This window comes from Mycobacterium colombiense (assembly GCF_001665835.1).
In the GTDB taxonomy this organism is placed as follows: domain Bacteria; phylum Actinomycetota; class Actinomycetes; order Mycobacteriales; family Mycobacteriaceae; genus Mycobacterium; species Mycobacterium colombiense_A.
In genome coordinates, this window is the sequence record NZ_LZSX01000081.1 from 43349 (window position 1) to 63491 (window position 20143).

13 protein-coding genes are annotated in these 20143 nt (G+C 68.4%); 2 read left to right on the forward strand and 11 right to left on the reverse strand.

Going from position 1 to position 20143, the window contains the following annotated elements:
- Positions 1-29: 29 nt before the first annotated feature.
- The 5 genes from A5760_RS19835 to A5760_RS19855 all read right to left on the reverse strand — a co-directional run bounded on the left by A5760_RS19835 (position 30) and on the right by A5760_RS19855 (position 11481).
- A complete protein-coding gene (locus tag A5760_RS19835; protein WP_064883885.1) occupies positions 30-785 on the reverse strand; it encodes a deoxyribonuclease IV in 756 nt (251 codons plus the stop codon).
- A gap of 92 nt (positions 786-877) precedes the next feature.
- Positions 878-4828 carry a DNA-directed RNA polymerase subunit beta' gene (locus tag A5760_RS19840; protein ID WP_064883887.1) on the reverse strand — a complete coding sequence of 1317 codons (3951 nt, stop codon included), beginning with the start codon at positions 4826-4828 and terminating at the stop codon, positions 878-880.
- Between the two features lie 58 nt (positions 4829-4886).
- The gene (locus A5760_RS19845; protein ID WP_155764390.1) at positions 4887-8393 is read right to left on the reverse strand and encodes a DNA-directed RNA polymerase subunit beta; all 3507 of its coding nucleotides are present in this window, start codon (positions 8391-8393) and stop codon (positions 4887-4889) included.
- Between the two features lie 392 nt (positions 8394-8785).
- Entirely contained in the window at positions 8786-9796 is a 1011-nt protein-coding gene (locus tag A5760_RS19850) for an ABC transporter ATP-binding protein (RefSeq protein WP_064883892.1), read from the reverse strand.
- 182 nt (positions 9797-9978) lie between these two features.
- A complete protein-coding gene (locus tag A5760_RS19855) occupies positions 9979-11481 on the reverse strand; it encodes a carotenoid oxygenase family protein (protein WP_064883894.1) in 1503 nt (500 codons plus the stop codon).
- A 71-nt stretch (positions 11482-11552) separates the two neighbouring features.
- Here A5760_RS19855 and A5760_RS19860 point away from each other — a divergent pair, with 71 nt between their 5' ends.
- The gene (locus A5760_RS19860) at positions 11553-12224 is read left to right on the forward strand and encodes a TetR/AcrR family transcriptional regulator (protein ID WP_064883954.1); all 672 of its coding nucleotides are present in this window, start codon (positions 11553-11555) and stop codon (positions 12222-12224) included.
- Between the two features lie 49 nt (positions 12225-12273).
- Here A5760_RS19860 and rplL read toward each other — a convergent pair whose 3' ends face one another.
- From rplL to A5760_RS19875, 3 genes are all read right to left on the reverse strand, one after another.
- Positions 12274-12669: a 50S ribosomal protein L7/L12 gene (gene rplL, locus A5760_RS19865; protein ID WP_007767831.1), complete on the reverse strand. Its 396-nt coding sequence runs from the start codon at positions 12667-12669 to the stop codon at positions 12274-12276.
- A 42-nt stretch (positions 12670-12711) separates the two neighbouring features.
- Complete coding sequence (gene rplJ / locus A5760_RS19870) at positions 12712-13344, reverse strand: 50S ribosomal protein L10 (protein ID WP_064883896.1); 633 nt, start codon at positions 13342-13344, stop codon at positions 12712-12714.
- Between the two features lie 247 nt (positions 13345-13591).
- Complete coding sequence (locus tag A5760_RS19875; protein ID WP_064883898.1) at positions 13592-14032, reverse strand: DUF1772 domain-containing protein; 441 nt, start codon at positions 14030-14032, stop codon at positions 13592-13594.
- A 66-nt stretch (positions 14033-14098) separates the two neighbouring features.
- On the opposite strand from A5760_RS19875, the gene A5760_RS19880 reads away from it, so the two are divergent.
- Entirely contained in the window at positions 14099-14428 is a 330-nt protein-coding gene (locus A5760_RS19880) for a winged helix-turn-helix transcriptional regulator (protein WP_064883957.1), read from the forward strand.
- Here the strand turns inward: A5760_RS19880 and A5760_RS19885 are convergent.
- Genes A5760_RS19885 through A5760_RS19895 form a run of 3 tightly spaced genes read right to left on the reverse strand, consistent with a single transcriptional unit; the run spans position 14421 to position 20118 of the window.
- Entirely contained in the window at positions 14421-15341 is a 921-nt protein-coding gene (locus tag A5760_RS19885; RefSeq protein WP_064883900.1) for an ROK family protein, read from the reverse strand. The genes A5760_RS19880 and A5760_RS19885 overlap by 8 nt on opposite strands.
- A gap of 5 nt (positions 15342-15346) precedes the next feature.
- Positions 15347-15964: a DUF7158 domain-containing protein gene (locus A5760_RS19890; protein ID WP_064883902.1), complete on the reverse strand. Its 618-nt coding sequence runs from the start codon at positions 15962-15964 to the stop codon at positions 15347-15349.
- Positions 15961-20118, reverse strand: coding sequence for an NEW3 domain-containing protein (locus A5760_RS19895; RefSeq protein WP_064883904.1), 4158 nt, complete (start codon positions 20116-20118; stop codon positions 15961-15963). Before A5760_RS19895 ends, A5760_RS19890 begins: the two co-directional genes overlap by 4 nt.
- Positions 20119-20143: the final 25 nt, after the last annotated feature.

Genomic DNA, 20143 nt, shown 5'->3' on the forward strand with positions numbered 1-20143 from the left:
ACAAGAGGTGTAACAGCCGGGCCGGGCGGTCAGCTCTCGGTGTGCTCCCGCAGGAACGCGATGTCGTCCTTGCGGCCCTCGTCCGCGGTCTCGCAGATCACCGGCGCGTCGGCGGTCTTGACCACGGCGACGAGCAGGTCCGGGTCGATCTGGCCGGTGCCGAAGTTGGCGTGCCGGTCGGCACCGGAGCCTGCCGCGTCCCTCGAGTCGTTGCAGTGCACCAGGTCGATGCGTCCGGTCAGGGCCCTGATCCTGTCGACCGCATCGATCAGGGCCTCACCGGCCGCCCAGGCGTGACAGGTATCCAGGCAGAACCCAATTCCCTTGTCGCCGATGTGATCCCACAGTCTGCCGATGGTGTCGAAATGACGGGCCATTGCGTGATCGCCGCCGGCGGTATTTTCGAGATACACCTGAACATCCGTTTCCAGGTAGTCCAGCGCCTTGACCCACCGCTCGAAGCCGGCTTCCATGTCGTCGTCATCGGCGTGGCCGCCATGCACGATGACCGCCGTCGCGTTGATTTCAGAGGCCGCGTCGCAGGTGTCCTGCAGGATTTTGCGCGACGGGATCCGGATGCGGTTGTTCGCCGATGCGACGTTGATGAGGTACGGCGCATGGACGTAAAGCGGCACGGTCGACGCTTTGAGCGCCTCGGCGTCGTCACGGGGTTTCGGTTTCTTCCAGCTCTGCGGGTTGCTGAGGAAGAACTGCACCGCGTCGGCGCCATCGGCTTGCGCGGCGGCCAGCGGGTCGTCGTTGCGGACGTGTGAACCGATGAGCACGTCGGCCAGTCTAGTGACGGCCTCCGACGGCCGCGACGGCCCCGCGCAAACGAAAAAGCCCCGGGCGAACCCGGGGCTTTTTCGTTGTCGACTTAGCGGTAGTCGCTGTAGCCGTAGTCGTCCAGCGGCACCGCGGCACCGGTGGCCTGGCCGAAGTCCGGGCTGTAGTACTGATCCTCGTAGGACGGGATCGTGTACGCGGCGGCCCGGGCCTCCTCGGTCGGCTGCACCTGGATGTTGCGGTACCGGTTGATACCGGTACCGGCCGGGATCAGCTTTCCGATGATCACGTTCTCCTTCAGACCCTGCAACTTGTCGCTGCGGCAGTTGATCGCCGCATCGGTCAGCACACGCGTGGTCTCCTGGAACGACGCCGCACTCAGCCACGAGTCGGTGGCCAGCGACGCCTTCGTGATACCCATCAGCACCGGACGGCCGGCCGCGGGCTCGCCGCCCTCGGCCACCACCCGGCGGTTCTCCGCCTCGAAGTCGGCACGGTCGATCAGCGAGCCGGGCAGGAACTCCGTAGAACCCGAGTCGATGATGGTGACGCGGCGCAGCATCTGGCGAACGATCACCTCGATGTGCTTGTCGTGAATCGACACACCCTGAGCGCGGTAGACCTCCTGGACCTCGCGGACCAGGTGGATCTGCACCTCGCGGGGGCCCTGCACGCGCAGCACCTCGTGCGGGTCGGCCGAGCCTTCCATCAGCTGCTGGCCCACCTCGACGTGGTCGCCGTCGGACAGCACGCGCTCGGAACCGTCTTCGTGCTTGAACACACGCAGCCGCTGCCGCTTGGAGAGCTTGTCGTACACGACCTCTTCGCTGCCGTCGTCGGGAACGATGGTGATCTTGTAGAAGCGCTCACCGTCCTCGAGACGAACCCGCCCGGTGACGTCGGCGATCGGCGCCTTACCGCGCGGGATGCGGGCCTCGAACAGTTCCTGCACACGGGGCAGACCGCCGGTGATGTCCTCACCGACACCACCCTGGTGGAAGGTACGCATGGTCAGCTGGGTGCCGGGCTCACCGATGGACTGGGCCGCGACGATACCGACGGCCTCGCCGATGTCGACCAGCTTTCCGGTGGCCATCGACCGCCCGTAACAGGTCGCGCACACACCGGTACCGGTGGTGCACGTCAGCACGGAGCGCACCTTGATCTGCGTGATGCCCGCCGCCAGTAGGGCTTCGATCGACGGGTCGCCCAGGTCTTCACCACGCGCCACGACGACGTTGCCGGCCTCGTCGACCGCGTCGGCGCCCAGAGTCCGTGCGTACGCCGAGGTTTCGATGTACGGGTCGCGGATCAGGGTGCCGTCGGGCTGACGCTCGGCCAGCTCGACGATGATGCCGCGCTCGGTCTCGCAGTCGTGCTCGCGGACGATGACGTCCTGGCTGACGTCCACCAGACGACGGGTCAGGTAACCGGAGTCGGCGGTACGCAACGCGGTGTCCGCCAGGCCCTTTCGAGCGCCGTGGGTGTTGATGAAGTACTCCAGCACGGTCAGGCCCTCACGGAAGGACGACTTGACCGGACGCGGGATGAACTCACCCTTCGGGTTGGTCACCAGACCCTTCATGCCGGCCAGCGTTCGCGTCTGGGTGAAGTTACCCGTGGCGCCCGAGTCGACGATCGTGATGATCGGGTTGTCGGCCGGGTAGTGCTCCCGCAGCGCCTGACCGACCTCGTCGGTGGCTTCCTTCCAGATCTCCACCAGCGCCTCGTTGCGCTCGTCGTGGTTCAAAGCACCACGCTGGAACTGCTTTTCGACCTTCTCGGCCCGCTCCTCGTACTGGTCGAGGATCTCCTTCTTGCGCGGCGGGACGAGCACGTCGGCCATCGAGACGGTGACACCACTGCGGGTCGCCCAGTAGAAACCGGCGTCCTTGAGCTTGTCCACGGTCTGCGCGACCACGATCATCGGGTAGCGCTCGGCCAGATCGTTGATGATCGACGCCTGCACCTTCTTGTGCATCTGCTTGTTCACGAACGGGTAGCCCACCGGCAGCAGTTCGTTGAAAAGCACACGGCCCAAAGTGGTCTCGGCCAGCCAGGCATCGCCCGGCTGCCAGCCGTTGGCGCCGAACAGCTCGGCCTCGATCTCGGTGGGCGGACGCAGCTGGGTCAGTCGCACCTTGATCTTGGCCCGCACCGACAGCACGCCACGGTCGGACGCCATGATCGCCTCGGCCGGCGAGGAGTACACCCCGACCTCGGGCTCGTCCTTGGCGGCCGCCTTGAATTCGCCCTTGTCGCCGTCGACCTCGGTGGTCAGGAAGTACAGACCGGTCACCATGTCCAGACGGGGCATGGCCAGCGGTCGGCCCGACGCGGGCGACAGGATGTTGTTACTCGACAGCATCAGGATGCGTGCCTCGGCCTGCGCCTCGGCGCTCAGCGGCAGGTGCACCGCCATCTGGTCACCGTCGAAGTCGGCGTTGAACGCCTCACACACCAGCGGGTGCAGCTGGATCGCCTTGCCTTCCACCAGCATTGGCTCGAAGGCCTGGATACCCAACCGGTGCAGGGTGGGTGCACGGTTCAGCAGCACCGGGTGCTCGGCGATGACCTCTTCGAGGACATCCCACACCTGGGGACGCTGGCGCTCCACCATGCGCTTGGCGCTCTTGATGTTCTGCGCGTGGTTGAGGTCGACCAGCCGCTTCATCACGAACGGCTTGAACAGCTCCAGCGCCATCAGCTTGGGCAGACCGCACTGGTGCAGCTTGAGCTGCGGGCCGACCACGATGACCGAACGGCCCGAGTAGTCGACGCGCTTACCGAGCAGGTTCTGGCGGAACCGGCCCTGCTTACCCTTGAGCAGATCGGAAAGCGACTTCAGCGGGCGGTTACCCGGCCCGGTGACCGGGCGGCCGCGACGGCCGTTGTCGAACAGCGCGTCCACCGACTCCTGCAGCATCCGCTTCTCGTTGTTGACGATGATCTCGGGCGCGCCGAGGTCGATCAGCCTCTTGAGGCGGTTGTTCCGGTTGATCACGCGGCGGTACAGGTCGTTCAGGTCCGACGTGGCGAACCGGCCACCGTCGAGCTGCACCATCGGGCGCAGTTCCGGCGGGATCACCGGGACGGCGTCGAGCACCATGCCCATCGGGGAGTTACCCGACTGCTGGAAGGCGGCGACCACCTTGAGCCGCTTGAGGGCGCGAAGCTTCTTCTGCCCCTTGCCGTTCCGGATGACGTCACGCAGGATCTCGGCCTCGGCGTCGATGTCGAAGTTCTCGATCAGCTTCTGGATCGACTCCGCACCCATGGCACCGGTGAAGTACTCACCGAAGCGGTCGATCAGCTCGCGGTAGAGGTTCTCGTCGACGATCAGCTGCTTGGGGGCCAGCTTGGTGAAGGTCGTCCAGATCTCCTCGAGCCGGTCCAGCTCGCGCTGGGCCCGGTCGCGCAGCTGACGCATCTCGCGCTCGCCGCCGTCGCGGACCTTGCGGCGCGCGTCGGCCTTGGCACCCTCGGCCTCCAGCTCGGCCAGGTCGGCCTCGAGCTTCTGGGCGCGGGCCTCCAGGTCGGCGTCGCGCTGGTCCTCAATGGCCTTGCGCTCCACCATCATTTCGGCCTCGAGCGTCGAGAGCTCGTTGTGGCGCATCTCGTCGTCGACCGAGGTGATGACGTAGGCGGCGAAGTAGATGATCTTCTCGAGATCCTTCGGCGCCAGGTCGAGCAGGTAGCCCAGCCGCGACGGCACACCCTTGAAGTACCAGATGTGCGTGACGGGCGCGGCCAGCTCGATGTGACCCATCCGCTCGCGACGCACCTTGGCGCGGGTCACCTCGACGCCGCAGCGCTCACAGATGATGCCCTTGAACCGGACACGCTTGTACTTGCCGCAGTAGCACTCCCAGTCGCGAGTCGGTCCGAAGATCTTCTCGCAGAACAGCCCGTCCTTCTCCGGCTTCAGCGTGCGGTAGTTGATCGTCTCCGGCTTCTTGACCTCGCCGTAAGACCATTGCCTGATGTCCTCCGCGGTGGCCAGGCCGATACGGAGTTCATCGAAGAAGTTGACGTCGAGCACGTAACTCCCTTTCCCCTTGCGGGTTTAGTTACCAATAAGAGGGCTGGCTTCGCTTCCGCTAAGCCAGGTCCTCAACAGACGCAGATTCGTTGCGGGACAGGTTGATTCCCAGGTTCGCCGCCGCCCGCTCGAGGTCCTCGTCCTCGCCTTCGCGCAGTTCGATCGCCGCACCGTCCGAGGAGAGCACCTCGACGTTGAGGCAGAGCGACTGCAGTTCCTTGAGCAACACCTTGAAGGACTCGGGAATGCCCGGCTCCGGGATGTTCTCGCCCTTGACGATCGCCTCGTACACCTTGACCCGGCCGACGGTGTCGTCGGACTTGATGGTCAACAGCTCCTGCAGCGTGTACGCCGCACCGTAGGCCTGCATGGCCCAGCACTCCATCTCACCGAAGCGCTGGCCACCGAACTGCGCCTTGCCACCCAGCGGCTGCTGCGTGATCATCGAGTACGGGCCGGTGGAGCGGGCGTGGATCTTGTCGTCCACCAGGTGGTGCAGTTTCATGATGTACATGTAGCCGACGGTCACCGGGTACGGGAACGGCTCGCCGCTGCGGCCGTCGAACAGCACCGCCTTGCCGTCGCCGTTGACCATGACCTCACCGTCGCGGTTGGGCAGCGTGCAGGACAGCATGCCCTGCAGCTCCTCCTCCTTGGCGCCATCGAACACCGGCGTCGACACGATCTGATCCGGCTGCGCGTGCCGCAGCTGCTCGGGCAGGTTGACCGCCCACTCGGGCGAACCGTCGATGTTCCAGCCGGACTTGGCCACCCACCCGAGGTGGGTCTCCAGGATCTGACCGATGTTCATCCGTCGCGGCACACCGTGCGTGTTCAGGATGATGTCCACCGGAGTGCCGTCCGGCAGGAACGGCATGTCCTCCTGCGGCAGGATCTTGCCGATGACGCCCTTGTTGCCGTGGCGTCCGGCGAGCTTGTCGCCGTCGGAGATCTTGCGCTTCTGGGCCACGTAGACGCGCACCAGCTCGTTGACACCGGCCGGCAGCTCGTCATCGTCCTCGCGGGAGAACACCCGGATGCCGATGACCTTGCCGGACTCGCCGTGCGGCACCTTCAGGGAGGTGTCGCGGACCTCGCGGGCCTTCTCGCCGAAGATCGCACGCAGCAGCCGCTCCTCCGGGGTCAGCTCGGTCTCACCCTTCGGGGTGACCTTGCCGACCAGGATGTCGCCGTCGCGGACCTCGGCACCGATGCGCACGATGCCGCGCTCGTCCAGGTCGGCCAGCACCTCGTCGGAGACGTTCGGGATGTCCCGGGTGATCTCCTCGGCGCCCAGCTTGGTGTCGCGGGCGTCGATCTCGTGCTCCTCGATGTGGATCGAGGTGAGCACGTCCTCCTCAACCAGCCGGTTGGAGAGGATGATCGCGTCCTCGTAGTTGTGGCCTTCCCACGGCATGATCGCCACGAGCAGGTTCTTGCCCAGCGCCATCTCACCGTTCTCGGTGCAGGGACCGTCGGCGATGACCTGGCCGGCCTCAACCCGCTCCCCCGCGTCGACGATCGGCGACGGGTTGGCGCAGGTGCCGTGGTTGGACCGCTCGAACTTGCGCATCCGGTAGGTGTGCCGGGTGCCGTCGTCGGCCATCACGGTGATGTAGTCGGCGGAGACCTCCTCGATCACCCCGGCCTTGTCGGCCACGACCACGTCGCCGGCGTCGATCGCCGCGCGCAGCTCCATGCCGGTACCCACCAGCGGCGCCTCGCTGCGCACCAGCGGAACCGCCTGGCGCTGCATGTTGGCACCCATCAGGGCACGGTTGGCGTCGTCGTGCTCGAGGAACGGGATCATGGCCGTGGCCACCGACACCATCTGGCGCGGCGACACGTCCATGTAGTCCACCTCGGACGAGGGCACGTACTCGACCTCGCCCGCCTTCCGGCGGACCAGGACGCGGGTCTCCTCGAACCGGCCCTTGTCGTCGATCGGCGAGTTGGCCTGCGCCACGACGTGGCGGTCCTCCTCGTCGGCGGTCAGGTAGTGGATCTCGTCGGAGACCACACCGTCGACGACCTTGCGGTACGGCGTCTCGATGAAGCCGAACGGGTTGACCCGGGCGTACACCGACAGCGAACCGATCAGACCGATGTTCGGACCCTCCGGGGTCTCGATCGGGCACATGCGGCCGTAGTGCGACGGGTGGACGTCACGGACCTCCAGACCCGCGCGCTCACGGGACAGACCGCCGGGGCCCAGCGCCGACAGGCGACGCTTGTGGGTCAGCCCGGACAGCGGGTTGTTCTGGTCCATGAACTGCGACAGCTGGCTGGTGCCGAAGAACTCCTTGATCGCGGCGACGACCGGCCGGATGTTGATCAGGGTCTGCGGCGTGATGGCCTCGACGTCCTGCGTTGTCATCCGCTCCCGGACCACGCGCTCCATGCGCGACATGCCGACCCGGATCTGGTTCTGGATCAGTTCGCCCACGGTGCGCAGCCGGCGGTTGCCGAAGTGGTCGATGTCGTCGGTCTCCACCGGCACCTCGGTGCCGCCGGGGACGGTCATCGTGGCCTGGCCCTCGTGCAGGCGTACCAGGTACTCGATGGTGGCGACGACGTCTTCCTCGGTCAGCGTCGACGACGTGATCGGCTCGCCGACGTTGAGGCCGAGCTTCTTGTTGACCTTGTAGCGGCCCACCCGGGCCAGGTCGTAGCGCTTCTCCTTGAAGAACAGGTTCTCCAGCAGGGTCTGCGCGGACTCCTTGGTCGGCGGCTCGCCCGGACGCAGCTTGCGGTAGATGTCCAGCAGCGCCTCGTCGGTGCCGGCGGTGTTGTCCTTCTCCAGCGTCGACATCATGATCTCGGAGAAACCGAACCGCTCGGTGATCTGCTCGTTCGTCCAGCCCAGCGCCTTGAGCAGCACGGTGACCGGCTGGCGGCGCTTGCGGTCGATACGGACGCCGACGGTGTCGCGCTTGTCGACGTCGAACTCCAGCCACGCACCACGGCTCGGGATCACCTTGACGCTGTGCAACAGCTTCTCGGTCGACTTGTCGATCGACTCGTCGAAGTACACGCCCGGCGAGCGGACCAGCTGGCTGACCACCACACGCTCGGTCCCGTTGATGATGAAGGTGCCCTTTTCGGTCATCATCGGGAAGTCACCCATGAAGACCGTCTGGCTCTTGATCTCGCCGGTGTTGTTGTTGATGAACTCGGCCGTGACGAACAGCGGGGCCGCGTACGTCATGTCCTTGTCTTTGCACTCGTCGACCGGCGCCTTGACCTCGTCGAAACGCGGGTCGGAGAACGACAGCGACATCGAGCCGGAAAAGTCCTCGATCGGCGAGAGCTCGTAGAGCACCTCTTCCAGGCCACCCACCGGAGTCACGTCCCCGCGAGCGGCGGCGGCCTCACGCCACCGCGGCGCGCCGATCAACCACTCGAAGGAGTCGATCTGCACGTCAAGCAGACCCGGAACCTCGAGCGGTTCGCGGAGCTTGGCGAAGGAAACTCGGTTGGGCGCTCCAGGCACGGAGCCGTTTGAGGAACTTCCGTTAGAGGAACTTTGTGGGCGATCCGTCTTGCTCTGGCGGAAATCTGCCAAGATGCATCCTTCCAGCACCTCGTGCGACTCACGAAGGCCGGGACCACCGGCCAGCTCGCCGCGAATTGTGTCGGTTCGGCCGGCGAACGATCTGTCCGGATCTCACGCGCAACTAGAACTAAGCCGCTTGAGGGGGCTCAGGCTTAGACCACGGTGTCAGGTGGCGGGTGAGGTGGGCAGGAGGTAGCCAGCGCAACGTCCAACAATAGCGCAGGACGGCGCATTCCTCAACTTCCCAACATCAGCAGTCCAGGGACATCGGCGCTGGCTGGCGTTTCGACTCTCCGCTGGATACATGCTGCCCAACAGACTGGCCCGTTTACGGCCCGCCGTCAAGAGGGCGGGCCGTCGTGTTACGCGGAGTTATCGCGAAACACGACGGGCATCGCGCCCTAGTCGCCGAACTCGTGCGCGCGGAATTTATGCGTGCCCTCCAGGTCGTCGAGGATGGCGGCCTGAGCGTTCTTGGGCAGGGTGTGCAGGATCTCGCGCACCCGGGCCTGGCGGCGGGCGACCGCCTTGCGCTCGGGCATCCCGGGCGTCGCGACGATCTGGGGCGGCACCCCCTCGATCTCCTCGACACCGCCGGCGTGGTGACCGGCGTCGATCATGGCCTGCTCTTCGGCCATGGTCGCCTCGTCCTTTTCCTCGGACATCCCGATCGGCCCGATCCGGCGGCCGTTGAGGAACTGCCGCACGACCGGCTCCTCGCTGGTCAGCAGCACCTCGCGCGGGCCGAACATGACCAGCTTGCGACGGAACAGCATGCCCATGTTGTCCGGCACGGTGCGGGCGATGTTGATGTTGTGGGTAACGATCAGCACCGTGGCGTCGATCTGGGCGTTGATGTCGAGGATCAACTGGCTCAGGTACGCGGTACGGACCGGGTCCAGACCGGAGTCGGGCTCGTCGCAGAGGATGATCTGCGGGTCCATCACCAGGGCACGGGCCAGGCTGGCGCGCTTGCGCATACCACCGGAAATCTCGCCGGGGAACTTCTTCTCGTCGCCACCGAGACCGACCAGGGTCAGCTTCTCCATGACGATGTCACGGATCTCGCCTTCCTTCTTCTTGGTGTGCTCGCGCAGCGGGAACGCCGCGTTGTCGAACAGGTTCATCGAACCGAACAGGGCACCGTCCTGGAACATCACGCCGAACAGCGTGCGGATCTCGTAGAGCTCCTTGGCCGAGCACTGCAGGATGTCGGTGCCGTCGATGACGACCGAGCCGCGCTCGGGCCGCAACAGACCGATCAAGGACTTCAGGAAAACCGATTTGCCGGTACCCGACGGCCCCAGCAGGACGCTGACCTCCCCGGCGGGGATTTCCAGTGTCACGTCTTCCCAAATCCTCGAGGAGCCGAAGGACTTCGTAAGTCCATTCACCTCGATAGCGACGCCCATGGGAAATCCTTCCGTCGAAACTTGTGCCCGCCACCTGCCCTTTTATGTGGCATGAGTCACTGTAGCGCACGCCTGCCACACGGCAGCAGGGATGCGGGCGACAGCGGGGAAATATTGACGGTCCTGAGATCAGCCGGAAGCCCGCAGGGCACAACTTATTTGACGCACGTGTTAGCCGAGCGTTAGCCAGTGGGCGCCCAGTTGCCGTGGAAGCCCATGGGCACCCGCTGCGGCAGGTGGACCGTGGCCACCCGCTCGAGCGTCTGCGCGTCCAGCAAGAGCAACTGGCCCTCATCGTGGTCGCGGTGATAGCCGAAGCCCATCAGGATGCCGTCGTCTTCGGCGCGGGCGCCGGGGTTCGGCACAAAGGACATCTCGCCGAGTAAAAGGCCGGCATCGAGGGCAGCGGCCGTACTCGATCCGGTCGCATAGTCGTGCTTGTAGAGCGCGGTGGACATCTCGGACGCCCCGTTCGACAGGTAGCCGCCGTCGGTGCCGATGGTGTAGCCGAATCGGTGCCGCCCGCCCAGCAGGCCCTCGTTGATGCGCGGAAACTCCTGCGGGCGATCGTCGTGGCGTTCGCTGGTCACCGCCCCGGTCGCGAGGTTGACTGTCCAGCGGTCCAGCGTCGGCCGGCTGTCGCCGGGGCCGCGCAGGTCGTGGTCGAACATCCGCGAGTAGCGGACCACATCGAGCACCAAAACCTCAGCGCCACCGCGCATCTCGGTGTAGGCGTTGAGCGGGTGGTAGACGTAGCAGGGTTCGATGTCGAACCAGCGGATGTCTTTGTTGCCGCCCTCGCGCGGCATGACGCCGATGCGCGCCTGGTAGTCCGGATTCCACCGGTAGGGCATCCGATTGATCGGCTCGCGATTGCGGTTGATCATCGTGGTCACCGGACCGGGGATCCGGACGCGTCCGAGCAATGACTGCATCACGAGCCGGGCCGGCAAACCCAACCAACGCGGCACGTTCGTCGGCATCACCTGCACGGGATCGAACGTCACCGGCAGGTCGTAGATCACCACGTATTTGTCGGTCAGCGAGAAGTCGTGCATCATCGGCGACCCGCCGACCTCGATGTCGACGGTGCGACGGGCACGGCCGGCGGTGTCGATCACCGAGTACTGCACGGTCCGCCCGCGGGTGAACGCGTAGGACACCGCGTGCAATTCGCCGGTGCGGGGATCGCGGTGCGGATGGGCGGTATAGCCCCCGAACAGGGTGCCGTCGAAATCGCACGGCCCCTCGGTGTCCAGCTCGTCGGTCAGCCGGTAATTCGCCCCGCCCCCCTCGACGAGCGCCAGCGTTTGCCCGGCATGGCTCAGCACATTGGTGTTCGGGCCGGCGGAGAGCATCCCGGCGCGGGGGTTCAGCCCGCGGGGCGCCGGCCGGCCCAATGCCCTGCAGACGTGCGCGGTGCGCACCCAGCGGTTGCGGTACCAGCGGGCCTGCCCGTCGCGCAGCGCCACCCCGTGCACCATGCCGTCGCCGCTGAACCAGTGGTAGACGGCCGGGTCCACCTCGGCGACCGGGTTGGGCCCGTTGCGCAGGTAGCGGCCGTCGAGGTGTTCGGGAATGCGACCGGTGACGCGCAGATCGTGCGCGGTGACTTCCGCGCTCACCGGCGCCAGGAAGTCCTCGAGGTAGGGGTTGCCGGATTTGGCGGTTGCCGTAGTCACCAAGGCTGAACTCCTATAACATTGTTATTTCAGCGTTATTGGCACGGTACGCCGCCGATGAGAAGATGGCAACGATGACTTCAGAGCTTCAGCGCAGCGTTCGCGACGAGATGCTGCACGCCGCGGTCGGCCTGCTCGACGAGCACGGGCCCGACGCCCTGCAGACGCGCAAGGTGGCCGGCACCGCGGGAACCTCCACGATGGCGGTGTACACGCACTTCGGCGGCATGCGGGGGCTGATCGCGGAGGTGGCCGAGGAGGGCCTGCGGCAGTTCGACGAAGCGCTGACGGTGCCGCGGACCGCCGACCCGGTCGCCGATTTGTTCGTCACCGGTGCGGCCTACCGCCGCTACGCCATCAGGCGCCCGCACATGTACCGACTGATGTTCGGCAGCACCAGCGCGCACGGCATCAACGCGCCCGCCCACAACGTCCTGACGCTGACGGTCGCCGAGATCGAGCGGAGCTATCCCAGCTTCGCGCACGTGGTGCGCGGGGTGCACCGGTGCATGCTGGCCCGCCGGATCACCGTGGGCGCCGCGCACGACGACGCGTCCGTCGTGGCCACCGCGGCCCAATTCTGGGCGTTGATCCACGGGTTCGTCATGCTGGAGCTGGCCGGCTATTACGGCGACGACGACTCGGCGGTCGCACCGGTGCTCGGTGCGATGACTACGAACTTGCTTGTCGCCCTCGGGGATTCACCCGAACGGGTGGAGCAGTCGCTGCGGTCGGCCAGGCACTGAACGCACGAAACCCCCGGGATGGTGATCCCGGGGGTGGCGCGCTTGCGACTTACTTGACGGTGACGGTGGCGCCGGCGGCCTCGAGCTTGGTCTTGGCCTCGTCGGCGGCCTCCTTGGCCACCTTCTCCAGCAGCGGCTTGGGCGCGCCGTCGACCAGGTCCTTGGCCTCCTTGAGGCCCAGGCCGGAGACGATCTCGCGGACCACCTTGATGACGCCGATCTTCTTGTCACCGGCGGCCTCGAGGATGACGTCGAACTCCGACTGCTCCTCGGCGGCCTCGGCGGGCGCGCCACCGGCAGCGCCACCACCGGCGGCGGCAACGGCGACCGGGGCGGCCGCGGTGACCTCGAAGGTCTCCTCGAACTTCTTCACGAAGTCGGAGAGCTCCAGCAGGGTCATTTCCTTGAAAGCGTCGAGCAGGTCGTCAGTAGACATCTTTGCCATGGGTGTGGGTCCTTCCTTGTTTTCCAGGTTCCGGGTTGGTTGTTACTGGGCTTCGGCCGGGGTTTCCGGCGCCTCGGCGTGCGCTTCCGAAGCGGGTTCCGGGGTGGCGTCCGCGGCGGGCTCCGCAGCGGCTGCGGGTTCTGCAGCAGCGGCGGGACCTTCGGCGGCCTTCTTCTCCTGCAGCGCTGCCGCGAGGCGGGCGACCTGCGAAGCGGGAGCGTTGAACAGCCCCGCCGCCTTGGCGAGGTTGCCCTTCATCGCGCCGGCCAGCTTGGCCAGCAGCACCTCGCGCGACTCGAGGTCGGCGATGCGCTCGACTTCGGCGACCGTGAGCGCACGGCCGTCCATGTAGCCGCCCTTGATGACCAGCGCCTTGTGTTCCTTGGCGAAAGTCTTGATGGCCTTGGCGGCGTCGACCGCTTCCCCGGTGACGAACGCGATGGCCGTCGGGCCGGCGAACAGCTCGTCGAGCCCCTCGACCCCGGCCTCCGAAGCCGCACGCTTGACCAGCGTGTTCTTGGCCACCGAGTAGGTGGCCGCCCCGTTGAGCGAGCGCCGCAGCTCGGCCAGGTTGGCGACGGTCAGACCCCGGTACTCCGTGATCAGGGTCGCGGTCGATTCCTTGAACTGCTCGGCGATGTCTGCAACGGCGGTGGCCTTGTCAGCCCTGGCCATGCCTACCTCCTGAAGTGAAAGACAATGCGACGTGTCGTCTCGATTCCCCCGAAGAACGACGAACGCCCCGGCGCAGAAGCGGCCGGGGCGTGAAATACGCCGGCGCGAGCCGGCGCTGATGCCTCGTCCTCCTGCGTGGGCCGCCGGGATGCTCCCGGACCTTCAACCGATTGCTCGGTGACCGACGGTCTTCGGTGGATCGGCTAACAGAATAGCGTGGCCCGCGCGATCAGCCAAAACGGTGGCCTCAGGTGACGGCGAGGACCAGCAGGACGAACACCGCCAGCAGCAGGATCACCCGCACCCGGTGCCGTCGATCCCAGCGGGCCGCGAGCTCGCGCGAGAGCTCACCGGTGCTCGGCCACTTCGCGATGCGGTTGTTGATCGGCACCAGCAGGGCGATGGTCAGCAGGATCACCGCGGCCATCAGCCCCGCGGCGATGCCGCAGAGCCAGTCGCGCTGCTCGCCGCGCTCCTGGATGGCGAGCGAGGCCACCAGCAGCAGGGTGACGGCGTACCAAAACGGCATCGTCGTGCCCAGCGCGCGGGCGGCACCGCCGCGGGCCGCCCGGAAGCCGTCGTCGGGCAGCCGGGCGATGAGCGGGTTGAAGAAGACCGCGACCGCCAGCTCCACGCCGACCATCAGTCCGGTCACCACAACCGCGAGCGCGTCGATGCTGTTGTTCATGGCAATGACCTTTGCGGTTATGCTGACAAATATCAAGGTACTGACAAATTAGTCAGCGAGGTGCTCGTGTCCGTATCGAAGAAGGAACTCAGCGACTGCCCGATCGACGCCGCGCTGTCGGTCATCGACGGCCGCTGGAAGGGCACCATCCTGTGGCGACTGTGCGACGGCCCGATGCGCACCGCCGAACTGCGGCGCAGCATCCCCGGCATCACCGAACGGATGCTCATCCGGCACCTGCACGAACTGGTCGACGCCGGGATCATCGAGCGCCACGACGCGCGCACGGTGCCGCCGTGCGTGCACTATTCGATTTCCGAATACGGCATGACGCTGGGGCCGGTGCTGGCGAGCCTGTGCGACTGGGGCCGAAAGCACATGCAGCGGGTCAGCTGAGCCCCGCGAGCCGGGCCGCGCCGATCAGGCCGGCCTCACCGCCGAGCTCGCCCGGCACCACCCGCAGCCCGGACAAGAAGTCCAGGCCGGCGTATCCGGCGAGCTTGGCCCTCAGCGGGTCGAAGAGCAGCGGCCCGGATTTGGCGACACCGCCGCCGATCACCACGAGATCCAGATCGCACACCGCGCCGACCGAGGCGATCATCGCGGCGAGCGCGTTGGCGCCCCGGTGAAATGCCTGCTGGGCCAACGGGTCTCCGGTCGCCGCCGCGGCGGCCAGGTCGCTGGCGCCGGCCTCGGGCGGCGCGGACCAGCCGCTCTCCCGCGCCCGGCGCACCATCCACGGCCCGGACGCGACGGTCTCCACGCAGCCGTGACCGCCGCAGGTGCAGGGCCGCCCGTCCAATTCGACCACCACGTGCCCGACGTGCCCGGCGTTGCCGGTGCGCCCCGAGTAGGGGACGCCGTCGAGCACCAGTCCGCCGCCCACCCCGGTCGAGACCACCATGCCGAGCAGAAACCGGGCGTCCGGGGCCGCGTTTTTTCCCGCCCCTATCCACTGCTCCCCCAACGCCATACAGACGCCGTCACCGGCCAGCACCACCGGTAGCCCCGGCACCGCCGCGGCGACCTTGTCGCGCAACGGGAAACGGTCCCAGCTGTCGATATTGATCGGGCTGACGGATCCGCTGCGCAGATCGATGGGCCCGGCCGAGGCGATCCCGACGGCGCCGACCGGAGCGTCCGCCGCGTGCAGCGCGTCGGCGATCATCGCTTCGACGACGGCCCACACGTCGCCGGCGGCGGGCGTGATCGGGGTGGGGCGGATGGCGGTGTACACCAGTTTTCCACCCGAATCTGCCAGTGCGGCAGCGATTTTAGTGCCGCCGATGTCCAGGCAGAGGGTGAGCATGGCGCTCAGTGCCGGTGGGTGTTGTCGGGCTGGCGGGGATCGCCGGGGTGCTCGTAGCCGGGGGCCAGCTGCACCAGCGCGGCGCGGCGCGCGTCCAGCCACAACCGGAAGGCGCGCCGGCGTGCGGCGCCGCGCAGGTGTTCCTCGATCGCCGATCGCACCTGGTCCAGCGGTGGGGCCGCTGAGGCCGCCGTGCGCCAGCCGTGTTCGCCCTGTTGCGGCGCGGCGAAACGCAGCGGGTTGCGGGCGTGATAGGCGGCCACGTCGGTATCGGCCACCCGCAGCGCGGCGGTGACGTCGACGAACAGCGCCCGGGCACGCGGATCGGCCAGCACGGCGGCGGCGACGCTGCCGATCTCCAGCCGGGCGGTCACGCCGGGCAGCAGCTCGGCCTCGGACGGCGCGCCGCGCGCGCTCAGCCCGCGGGCCTCGACCTCCGCGGCAACCACCCGCTCGGTGACGATGAGCTGGGTCAGCCACCGCCGCAGCTGACGGCCCTCGCTGGTGCCGCTGACGGGCAGCGCGGCCGCTCCCCGGGCGGCGCGCAGCCGCGCCTCAGCGCCGTCGAGGACGCCCGGCGAAACGGGCACGCCGGCAACGGTCGCTATCGGGCGGATGCTCATGTCACCGTCACCTTCACCGCCGGCGAGTAGACCAGTCGGCCGGCGCAGCCGATCCGCACCAGCGCCCACCACCGGCCGGGTTCCAGCCAGGCCGGCGGGGTCAGCTGGAAGCCTAGGTCGACGGTGCCGCGGGCGGGCAGCACCGCGCCGAGGGCGCCCGGGCCCATCCATTCCCAGGTGCCCCAGGGGCTGATCAAGTGCGCCTCCAGCGCCAGGTCGGCGCCGGCGTGGCTGCCGACCGTGACGGTCAGGGCGCCCGCTTCGCCGGGTGCGAGCGTGACCTCGGTGGGCCGGTGGGCGAGGTAGACCAGCTCGCCGGTTGACCCGCCCACGGTCACCACGCAGACGTCCTCGACGGGCTGACACCAGGAGGCCGGCACGCCGTCGCCGGTGACGCGGAGCTCGGCGCGCACCGGGTAGAGGCCGGGTTCGGCGTGCGCGGGGACCGACACCACCACGTCTTGGTAGCAGTGGTCGCCCCGGCGCAGGGTGACGGGCAACTCGGCGGGCCTGGCCGTCCATCCGTCCGGACACCGGAGGCAGACCGTGCCGCGCAGCGTGGCGTCGGTGCTGTCGCATGCCGCACTGAGGCGCAGCGTCACCTTGCCGGCGGCCTCCGCGCTCGCCTGCGGCGGGTGCAGGTGGGCGACCGCCGGCAGCCCGCCGAGCGGCGCGGGGCCGCGATTGTGCAGCCAATACCGCGCGTACAGCGGCTGCGCGGTCTCGGCGTCCGGGGCCAGGACGGTCGCGCCGGCCGCGACCCGTGCGTCCACGCGGGCCAGGACGGTCGCCACCTGGTAGCCGCGCAACTCGACCGAGGACACGGGTTCGGGGTGGGTTTCCAGCAGATCGGCGCGCCGCAGGTCGCGCAGCGTCGCGACGTCGGAGTCGATGGCGACGGGGGTGCGGGCGCCGATGGTCTCCACCAGGCGCAAGGCCACCGCGTTCGGGTCCAGCGGCGCCGCGCTGCCCGCGGTCAGCGGGTTGCCGGCGGCCTTGAGGGCGCCCAGCTGTACCGATTCGGGCTCGACGCGCAGCAGTGATCCGGCCGCCGGCAGCGCCGCCCCCAGTCCGCCCGGTGTGACGGCGAGCAGCGGCTGGGAGAACTGCGCGCTGCGGGCGGGGATCCGGGCCCGCCGCCAGTCGCCCGCCCCGCTGACCAACGCGTAGTCGAAGGCGTGGGTCCAGTGCTGCAGTTGGAAGTTGGAGCCGTCCGGCGCGGTGCGGCGCGGGTCGTCGATCCAGATGCCCGACGGCCAGCCGGTGCAGGACCGCATCAGCGCGGTGTGCAGGGTGCCCTCGGTGTCGACGGCGAAGCTGGGCACCCCGCGGTTGAGCAGGGCGACGGTGCGGTCTTCGAAAGCGTCCGTCTGCGAGGGGGATCTCTGCGTCACGGCGATCTCGGCGTCGCCGAGATCGCCGGCCAGCGCGGCGATCGCCGCCCGCAGGTCGTCCTCGTCGCGGCCGTCGATGATCAGCACCGGCAGCGCCCGCGGCGGACGCAGGTCGGCGTCGGGCACCCACACCGCGTCCAGCGGCGTCTCGGCCGGCACCCACACCAGGGCCCGGCCGGTCGCCGCCAACTGGCGCTCCAGCTCGTCGGCGTACTCCGGGGCGTCGGCCAGCACGGCCGCGGCGAAGGCGTTGCGGGCGGGCCCGCCCAGCGCGATGCGCACGTCGGGCAGGTTCGAATCGACCTCGAGGTGGCCGTAGCGCGGCTTGCCCGCGGCGCTGCAGGTGGCCGTGACTCCGGCGCGCACCAGCGCGACCATCAGCTCCCTGGCCAGCGGCCCGGCCATCGCCTCGGTCGGCGACACCACCTCGGCGACCGACACCGCCCGCACGCCCTCGCCGACCCTGATCCGGGCCGCCGAGGACACGCCGAACCAGCCGTACGCCGGGTTGTCCAAGGTCCACAGGTGCCGCGCGGTGTCCACCGCGGCGGGCCCGTCATGCAGCAACGCGAAACCGCGGCCGACGACGGCGTCGCCCACCTCGCTGACCGGCATGGCGCCCGGCACCGGGCACGGCCAGCGCAGCCGCACCAGCTGGTCGACGCCGCTGAACTCGTCGATGGTGGTGCGGCAGTCCACCCGCGCGACGCCCCGCCACAGTGTCAGGGTCTGGGTGTAGCACAGCAGCGTGCCGATCCGGCCGTGCACCACCACCCGCTGACCGAGCGGCCCGTGGCACGCCTGCACCCGCGCGGGCTTCTCCGACGAGCACACCACCGGCCCCTTGGGCAGCAGGTGCCACGGGCCCTCACCCTGGCTCGGGTGCGCCGGGTATTCCTCGTAGACGGCGAGCTCGTTGCCCACCCGGCCGCGGGCGATCAGCTCGCGGCCGTCCTGGATCAACGAGGCGACTCCCCCGCCGCGCGCCGGGTCGACCTCGAGGCGGTAGTGCTCGTTGGCGATCACCGATCCCGCGACCGGTTCCCAGCCGGCCGGTTCGCCCCGGTCGGGCGCGGGCACCAGCCGGTACGCCCGCCACCCCAGCGACGGCACCTCGCGCGCCAGCCAGCTCACCGACCGGCCGTCGTGTTCGACGTGCGCCGCCAACTCGGCCCCATCGGCGTCGAGCACCCGCACCCGGGCGCCCAGCGGCGGGTCGAGGCGCGCGGTGACGATGTCGGTGCGCCGGCAGGTCAGCGGATTCCACACGATCACGTCGCCCTCGCCGCCGCTGGACAGCAACGCCAGCGAGTTGTCGCGGGCCGCGCGGCCCAGCTCCCAGGCGTCGCGCCATCCGGTCAGCAGGTCGAGGTACACCTGGTCGGATTCCGAGCCGGTGATGGCGTCGTGGTGCGCGCCGTAGACCAGCTGCACCCAGGCCTTGGCCAGGGCGGCCTGCGGATACTCGGCGCCGGTCAGCAGCCCGGCGAACACCGCGAAACGCTCGGCCTGCAGCACGGCGTTCTCGGCGGCCCGGTTGGCCTGCTTGGTGTCGATGTAGGACACGTCCTTGCCGGTGTAGATCGGGTTCATGTCCCGGGTCTGCGGCGACGGCACGCGCTCGCGCTGCGCCAGTTCGGCGCGCACCGCCGCGAAGAACTCGCACGGCAGCGCGCACACGAAGCGCGGCCAGGTGTAGCGCGCGGCCCAGTCGCGGTGGATGTCGGTGACCCACTTGTTGGGCGGGGTGTAGTCGGTGCCGACCGGCAGCAGCACGTTGCGGGTCAGCGCGACCTTCTTGAGCTGATCGAACAGCTCGTAGGTAGCTTTCTCGGCCTCGCCCAGCGACGCCGCGGAGTCCATCCACCAACCCGCCGAATAGTGCGCGGGCATGTAGTGGGTGAGCAGGCCGTGGCCCGACGGCGAGATCCACTCGAACTCGCTGGCGAACTGCATGCGCTCGACATCGCCGTCGCCCAGGGCCGGGCCCCACTGGTGGTGCGGTCCCCTGGCCCACGAGCTCGACGTCAGGCCGGCGTCGGCGGCCATCCCCGGGAATTGCGGATCGTGGCCGAACACATCCAGCTGCCACGCGGTGGCCGGGTTCGCTCCCATGACGTGGCGTTGAAAACCCATGCCGTGCACCAGGTTTCGAATCGTCGTTTCCGGGCTGGTGAGGTTGGTGTTGGGTTCGTTGTAGGTGCCGCCCATCACCTCGACGCGGCCCTGGCCGATGAACCGGCGCAGATCGGCCCGGTCTTCGGGGCGGGTGTCCCAGTACGGCTTGAGGTAGTCGACCTCGGCCAGCACGAACTTGTACTCGGGGTCGCGGCGCGCCATCTCCAGATGCGCATGCACCAGGTCGAAGCCGTTGGTCTGGCGGGCCCGGCCCGGCGGGTCCTCGGTCCACTCGCTGGTGTAGGCGCCCTGGGTGTTCCACCACACCGGGTCGTAGTGGAAGTGGCTGACCATGAACATGGTCCAGCCGGGCTCGGCCACGGTGAACTCGAACGGCAGCCGCTGACCGCCGGCGTGCGCCCGCGCGGGCCGGCGCTGGCCGACGACGGCCTCGTCGACGCTCACCGCCACCTCGACGACCTCGCGCCCGGGCTCGGCGACCGCGCGCCCGCGCAGTCCGCGGCCGTCGATGCGGATCGGCGTGGGTTCGGCGCACTCGGACACCGTGACGCGGACCAGCTGCAGCGGCGCGTCCGGGGGTCCGACGAAGAGCTCGGTCGACTCGGCGTTGGTTATTTGCATGCCGAAACCACCTGCATCCCCGCAC